This is a genomic window from Microcoleus sp. PH2017_28_MFU_U_A (assembly GCF_020738035.1).
Lineage (GTDB): Bacteria > Cyanobacteriota > Cyanobacteriia > Cyanobacteriales > Microcoleaceae > Microcoleus.
Genome location: NZ_JAEQCX010000181.1, coordinates 1 through 6,467 on the forward strand (window position 1 = coordinate 1; position 6,467 = coordinate 6,467).

Here is a 6,467-nt window from a genome sequence, read left to right on the forward strand (position 1 = left end):
CACCTGGGCTGATGTTATCAACCGCGCTAACTTGGGTATGGAAGTAATGCACGAGCGCAATGCTCACAACTTCCCACTCGACTTGGCTGCTGGCGAAACCACTCCAGTTGCTTTGGTTGCTCCTTCCATCAACGGCTAAGTTTTAGCTTGAGATAAACAGAAAGCGCCCCTAGAAATAGGGGCGCTTTTTGTTTGCGAAAAATTACAGTTTTAGCGAGATGATCGTTTATGATAATAGAAGGAGCGCGCTAGTTGTAGCTCATGTGCTCTCATAAATCATAAAAGCCTTTATTTATGGAGTCGGCTTCCTATGACAGTCACTACAGAAAATTTAATTAGAGCATTGCCATCGAACAGTGAGGAGGTGATGTTTGGTGAACTAAGTTTAATCAAACACGCCTTAGAAAAGCTGTTTAAATCTGATGAAGCGCGGATTCCTAAAGAAGAACTATTTATTGATGGATTGAAAATTTATGAGGTACTAGAACGGATTAGAGAAGCAAAAGATATACGTCTAAGAGCGGATATTTATTACTCTGAATACAGACCACTTTTAAACGAATTTAAAGCAAAATATAGTGACTTTTTAGCCCGTGATACTTTCAAAGAAATTGAAGATCGTGAAAAATACATGGATGGCTTGAGGGAATTAATCATAGCTCAGGGTTTTATGCTGATTGCGTTTGAAGAAGAAACAGATAAAGTACGTCAATATCGATCGCTATACACGGGTATGGTGAAACTATCAGAGCTTTTAGAAGAATATCTTGTCTACTTTCCACAACACTTAATAGAGTGCATTAAGAATATAGCATTGGCTTTTTTAAATGATTCTAATCTAAAACCCGATCGAGCCAATCAGAACGAGTCAGTTTTTTTATATTTAGTTGGATTAAAAAACACTGCTAGAGCAGTATTATGGCAAATCGAAGAAGACCGAACACAAAATGAAAAATTACATTTGATTGACTCTCCTTATAATCCAATATTTACTCGTGAAATGCAAATTCAGAAAAACCAATCTGCTATGGATTGGGCAAAGTCACGACTTGAGCAAATAGAAAGTATTGGAGAAGAAAAAGGATGGAAATTGTAGAGTGATTCTAATTCTAGATTCTAATATTATTGCTTTGCTGATAACAAATATTGATGAGAAATTGTCTGAAGATCAGAAGCTGACTACGGAGATTTATCAATGCACAGAATGGTTTTATAGACTGTTGTCGAAAGGCGTTTATATAATTGCTTCTGATATCTGTGATTATGAACTTAGACGTGAATTGATTCGGATAAAAAGCAAAAGTATTCAAGAGTTAGATAAACTAAGAGAGTTACTTGAATTTCAAGAAGTAACTTTTGCTTTGCTAGAAAAGGCTGCCGAACTATGGGCGGAGGCAAGAGCTATGAGTCAATCTAATAAAATTAAGGAGAACATTGATGTAGACTGCATTCTGGCTGCTCAATGGTGTCTGCTCAAAGAGCAATTTCCTGGTCGTGAAGTCATTATTGCTACTAAAAATATTAAAGATTTTCAACCTGTTACCGATTGTGATATTTGGCAAAATATTAGTTAATTTATAGTAATTTACGAGTTAGATAAAATGTCAGGTAAACTTCGGATATGCCACAGCATAAGTGCCTTCTATATTCTGCCTTCAGACTTATACCTTGTTTTTAAGCGGGAGGGTGTCAAAATGAAATATAGCTCCTAAGCTGTTAAAGATGCCAGGATTGTTTTGGTTTAGCTGTTCCCTGTTCCAGAATCTCAGCAAAAACAAATGTAGCCGATCGGGAGTAGCTCCTCACCGTGTCAAGCGCTTTATCTCTAACGAGGATTTGTATTATGAAAGATGGACAAGAAGTACGCCACGTCTCCACAACAGCACTCATTGCCGGTGTTTGCGGGTTGGCTTTAGTGACTGGAGGTGGCATTGCTTGGTGGACGGCAAGCCGTTCGCCCACGGCAGACACGCAGTCTTCAGCTCCGACAATCGCTCCGGCGCTATCCCCAAGTCCTGCCCAATCCCCTGCTGTAATTATCCCCGTACCTCCTCCAAATGCTGTGCAGGTGCCACAGGCTCAGACGCCGCAGGTTCAGACGCCTCAAGCTCAGAGACCTACCCCTCTGGCGTCTCAGGCTCTGGCGCCCAAGTCGTCACAGCCGAAGCCTTTGCAGCAGGCTGATGCCCAAACAGTCCAAGTGTACTGGGTTAAAGATGCGATCGGCAAATTTGAGGCAGTTCCTACGAAAGTAGCTGTCAAACAAGCTGATAAGCCTGATGCAACTTTACAAGCTGCTTTTAACACTTTGTTGGCTGGGCCGAAGGATGCAACTGTTTCTAGCGAAATACCTAAAGGGACAAAACTCCGGGGTTTGAGTGTCAAGAATGATGAAGTTTATGTCGATTTGTCGCGTGAATTTACTGCGGGGGGAGGCAGCAGTTCAATGACGAGCCGGTTAGGGCAAGTTATCTATACAGCTACGAGTTTAAAACCGAATACTAAGGTTTGGATCTCGGTGGACGGCAAGCCTTTGGAACTTTTGGGTGGCGAAGGTTTGGAGGTGGCTCAACCGAGTACCCGCCAAAGTTTTGACAAAAATTTTCCCCTTAACTAATTTTTGATTCATTAGTTATTAGTCATTAGTTAGGAGTTATTAATTAGGAGTTAGGAGTTATTAGTTATTAGTTATTAGTCTGAATGCGGAAAATAGGGATTGATAGCTGATAATTGATTGCTGATGATATCGTTGACATTTGGATCGGAATAATAATTTTCGGAGTGCAATTCGAGCGTGTCGCTCGCTTCGGATCGCGAAGCCAAACGTCCCGCACGGCGAGCAGGGTAGAATTCCGTAGTTACCGAATTTGATATAACTGATGACTGATAACGTTCGCGAGCGGGGACGCTCGCACTACCGACTGATGACTGCTGACTGATAACGTTCGCGAGCGGGGACGCTCGCACTAATGACTAATGACTAATGACTAATGACTAATGACTAATGACTAATTTTCAGTGCTTGGCAGTCAGGCTAAATGCCCGAAAGTGGAGGGCTTGCTGTTCGATCCGAGTGGCAAGCCGATCGCACACCATAGTACATAGCTCAAAAATTAACTCGTCTTGCACCTTATAATAGGCTGATGTTCCTTCACTCCGGCGAGTGAGGATACCAGCTTGGAGCATAAGTTTTAGGTGCTTGGAAACATTGGCTTGACTCGTTTGAGTAGCTTCCACCAACTCTTGCACGCATTTTTCTCCGTCGCGAAGCAAGTTCAAAATTCGTAAACGCATTGGCTCGCTCAGAATACTGAAATACTCAGCAACTTGTTGCACAACCTCTTGCGGGACAGGCTGGGATGACTTCATCAAACTCACCGGGGAGAAGTGATCTCGAAATATTAGCATTTATTCTGTCCATAACAATAAAGTAATGCTTCAATCCGGATTAATTCGCATTAAAATTTGACCGTATTCGACAGGTTCGCCATTTTGTACTAAAATTTCCATGACTTGACCGGACACTTCATCAGCATCAATCTCGTTCATCAGCTTCATTGCTTCGATAATACAGACTGTCTGGCTGACTTTGATGCGATCGCCCACATTGACAAAAGGTGGCTCATCGGGAGCAGCAGCGCGATAAAACGTTCCTACCATGGGCGAGATAATTGACACCCATTTGGTATCGACAGGAGCAGAGACGGCAGCAGGAGCTGCGACAGCAGGGGCTGGTGCAGGAGTGGCCGGAGTTGCTCCTGCATTTTGACTAACAGCATCCGGTGGGGCGGCAGTGGGGCTAGAAACAGATCCCAGCGCGATCGTCGGAGCGACACTTGCCGCGGTAGAGAGGGCAGTAACCGTGGCTGGTTCGCTGGCCAGAATGCCTTTGCGTACAGTCAGTTCAAGCTCCCCACTTTTTAATGTCAGTTCCGAAATGCCTGTTTTGTCTAAAACAGTCAGCAGTTCGCAAAGCTGGTTTAAGTCTAATTGCACAGTAGATTCAAGGGTAATTAAGAATTTAAAATTGAGAAATTGGAATCCGGCGAAGCTAGGAAACTTCACCGATTTTGGAGACAAAAGGGGTAGTTTTTAATCTTTGAGCGATGAGCGATGATTTTTTAGCTCTTTAACTAATAACTCACAACTCACAACTAAAAACTAAAAACTCCCTTTTTCTCCGTCGTTTCTATTCTCGGCCGAGGTACTTGTCTTCACGAGTATCAATCCGAATGCGTTCTCCTATCGAAATAAATAGAGGAACCATGATCTGAGCTCCGGTGGAAAGGATGGCCGGTTTACTGCCACCGGTGGCAGTATCTCCTTTGACTCCGGGATCGGTTTGTGTCACTTCCAAGACGACAGAATTGGGTAATTCCACTTCCATGATTTGGTCGTTCCAGCGAAGGATACTGACTTCCATACCTTCATTCAGGTACTTGACACGCTCGCCTATTTCCTTGGCTGTGAGGCGGCTTTCCTCGTAAGTTTCCATATCCATAAAGACAAACTGGTCGCCTTCTTTATAGGTATGCTGCATCGCGCTCTTTTCGAGGTTGGCTTGAGGCAAAGATTCGCCAGCTCGGAATGTGTGTTCCACTACGCTGCCGGTTTGGACGTTTTTTAATTTTGTCCGCACAAAAGCGGAACCCTTTCCGGGCTTGACGTGGAGGAATTCGATAACCCGCCACACGCCGTTATTCCATTCAATTGAAACACCTGGTCGAAAGTCGTTACTGGAGAGCATATAAATTTTTGCGGGCAATCCCGTCGCCATTGGGCACGGGGGAACTATAGTCAGTCGATTTTAGATTTTAGATTTTAGATTTTAGATTCACTCGCAGCTTTGAATCTGGGAGATTGAACCTTGGTCTAAAATTTTGATCTCTCCACGACAGGAGTCTGGGGATTGTATCCGTTTTTGAGCGGGGTCAGCTTAAAGCCGCAGTCTAGCTGACGGCATCAAAAAGCAATTGGCAATTTATTTTACCTTTCAAAGGGAGCAAGTGCTGTACTCCAAGTGAAAAACCTCTGTCTGTTGGACAAGGAGAGGCAACGGATGTAATGGAGAGAAGGCGATCGCGCGCTGTGGGAAGATAATAGAGGCAATAAAAGTTAAAGATATGTTGCATTGGCCTAATTTCTCGATCGATACGTGCAAGCGCTGGGTGAAGACCGGTGCTTTAGCAGTCCTGCTGTTCGCACTCTCCCTGAGTTTCAGTGCAGTTTCCTATGCGAAACGCCCCAGCAGCAGTATGCCTGCGGGGAATCCGATTACGGACGGCCGGGCGCTGCTGCGTTTCGCGCTACCTATTGACAATCAGACTGTGCGTGAGTTGCAAATCAGTCTGGAAGACATTGGCAACCACATCCGTTCTAAACGTTGGGGGCCCATTAGCAGCGATGTCAGTAAGGCTTCGAGGATTCTCAGCATTCGGGAGTCCGACATTTTAGTGAGTATTCCTGAGGCGAAACAGCCGGAAGCTGAGGCGCTAGTTGCACAAGTCAAGGAGGGAATTGCTGAACTGGAAAAGGCTGTTGAGGCTAAAGACAGGGAAAAAGTTATTGACTTGAAGGCGAAAATCCTCGGTTCGGTAGGCGAAATCGAAGAGTTGATGGTGACAAAGTTTCCGTTTGAAGTGCCTGCTAAGTATGCTAATCTGCCTCAACTGAAAGGTCGCGCTACTGTGGCGGTGGAAACGGATAAGGGGACAATTAATGTTGTGGTTGACGGTTACAGTGCGCCTGTGACTGCTGGTAATTTTGTGGATTTGGTCGATCGAGGTTTCTATGATGGTTTACCATTTATTCGATCGGAAGAATCCTACGTTTTGCAAACGGGAGATCCCGAAGGCAAGGAAGTGGGCTTTATTGATCCAGGTACTGGCAAATACCGGAATGTGCCGCTGGAAGTGCTCGTTAGAGAGGACAAGGAACCTGTCTATGGGATTACTCTAGAAGATGCGGGACGTTATCGCGACGAGCCTGTTTTGCCTTTTTCTGCTTTTGGTGCTGTGGCGATGGCCCGGGCTGAAGCTGAACCAGACAGCGGTTCTTCTCAGTTTTTCTTTTTCTTGTTTGAACCCGAACTCACGCCCGCTGGTCTGAATTTGTTGGACGGTCGGTATGCTGTTTTTGGTTACATGATTGAAGGAAAAGAGGTTTTGGATAAACTGAGGCAGGGAGATAAGATTATATCTGCTAAGGTGATTAAAGGAAAGGAAAATTTGGTTCAACCTCAAGTTTAATCAGCACACAAACAAACACGGCGAGATAAATCGCTTCAGAGTCAAACAAAGATGGCGAGTTAAATCGCTTCAGAGTCAAACAAAGCCCGCTTCCGCGGGCTGGAAGCAACCATAACAAATAAAGACGGCGATTTAAATCGCTTCTACACTAACAAAGACCGCCTCCGCGGGCTGGAAGAAAGACAAACAAAGACGGCGATTTAAATCGCTTCTACACTA

General features: G+C 44.5%; 7 protein-coding genes and 1 pseudogene. 5 read left to right on the plus strand and 3 right to left on the minus strand.

Features of this window, described 5'->3' with window-relative positions:
* From JGK14_RS32570 to JGK14_RS32585, 4 genes and pseudogenes are all read left to right on the plus strand, one after another.
* Positions 1–139: pseudogene (locus JGK14_RS32570) on the plus strand (photosystem II q(b) protein); the annotation flags it as partial.
* Between the two features lie 171 nt (positions 140–310).
* Positions 311–1,096: a hypothetical protein gene (locus JGK14_RS32575; RefSeq protein WP_293186765.1), complete on the plus strand. Its 786-nt coding sequence runs from the start codon at positions 311–313 to the stop codon at positions 1,094–1,096.
* 1 nt (position 1,097) lies between these two features.
* Complete coding sequence (locus tag JGK14_RS32580) at positions 1,098–1,574, plus strand: type II toxin-antitoxin system VapC family toxin (protein WP_293198503.1); 477 nt, start codon at positions 1,098–1,100, stop codon at positions 1,572–1,574.
* 269 nt (positions 1,575–1,843) lie between these two features.
* Entirely contained in the window at positions 1,844–2,617 is a 774-nt protein-coding gene (locus JGK14_RS32585; protein WP_293186767.1) for a GerMN domain-containing protein, read from the plus strand.
* Between the two features lie 398 nt (positions 2,618–3,015).
* Here JGK14_RS32585 and JGK14_RS32590 read toward each other — a convergent pair whose 3' ends face one another.
* The 3 genes from JGK14_RS32590 to efp all read right to left on the minus strand — a co-directional run bounded on the left by JGK14_RS32590 (position 3,016) and on the right by efp (position 4,747).
* Positions 3,016–3,408, minus strand: a complete 393-nt coding sequence (locus JGK14_RS32590; protein ID WP_293186768.1) for an ArsR/SmtB family transcription factor — start codon at positions 3,406–3,408, stop codon at positions 3,016–3,018.
* Between the two features lie 30 nt (positions 3,409–3,438).
* Complete coding sequence (gene accB, locus JGK14_RS32595; protein ID WP_293186769.1) at positions 3,439–3,996, minus strand: acetyl-CoA carboxylase biotin carboxyl carrier protein; 558 nt, start codon at positions 3,994–3,996, stop codon at positions 3,439–3,441.
* 193 nt (positions 3,997–4,189) lie between these two features.
* On the minus strand, positions 4,190–4,747 hold the full coding sequence (gene efp / locus JGK14_RS32600; RefSeq protein WP_293155631.1) for an elongation factor P: 558 nt from the start codon (positions 4,745–4,747) through the stop codon (positions 4,190–4,192).
* Between the two features lie 376 nt (positions 4,748–5,123).
* On the opposite strand from efp, the gene JGK14_RS32605 reads away from it, so the two are divergent.
* Positions 5,124–6,248, plus strand: coding sequence for a peptidylprolyl isomerase (locus JGK14_RS32605; protein ID WP_293186770.1), 1,125 nt, complete (start codon positions 5,124–5,126; stop codon positions 6,246–6,248).
* Positions 6,249–6,467 lie beyond the last annotated feature (219 nt).

Excerpts from the sequence above, each read along its gene's own strand:
- JGK14_RS32590 (WP_293186768.1), bottom strand. The coding sequence starts at position 3,408 with ATGCTAATATTTCGAGATCACTTCTCCCCGGTGAGTTTGATGAAGTCA.
- JGK14_RS32575 (WP_293186765.1), top strand. The coding sequence starts at position 311 with ATGACAGTCACTACAGAAAATTTAATTAGAGCATTGCCATCGAACAGT.
- efp (WP_293155631.1), bottom strand. The coding sequence starts at position 4,747 with ATGCTCTCCAGTAACGACTTTCGACCAGGTGTTTCAATTGAATGGAAT.
- JGK14_RS32585 (WP_293186767.1), top strand. The coding sequence starts at position 1,844 with ATGAAAGATGGACAAGAAGTACGCCACGTCTCCACAACAGCACTCATT.
- JGK14_RS32605 (WP_293186770.1), top strand. The coding sequence starts at position 5,124 with ATGTTGCATTGGCCTAATTTCTCGATCGATACGTGCAAGCGCTGGGTG.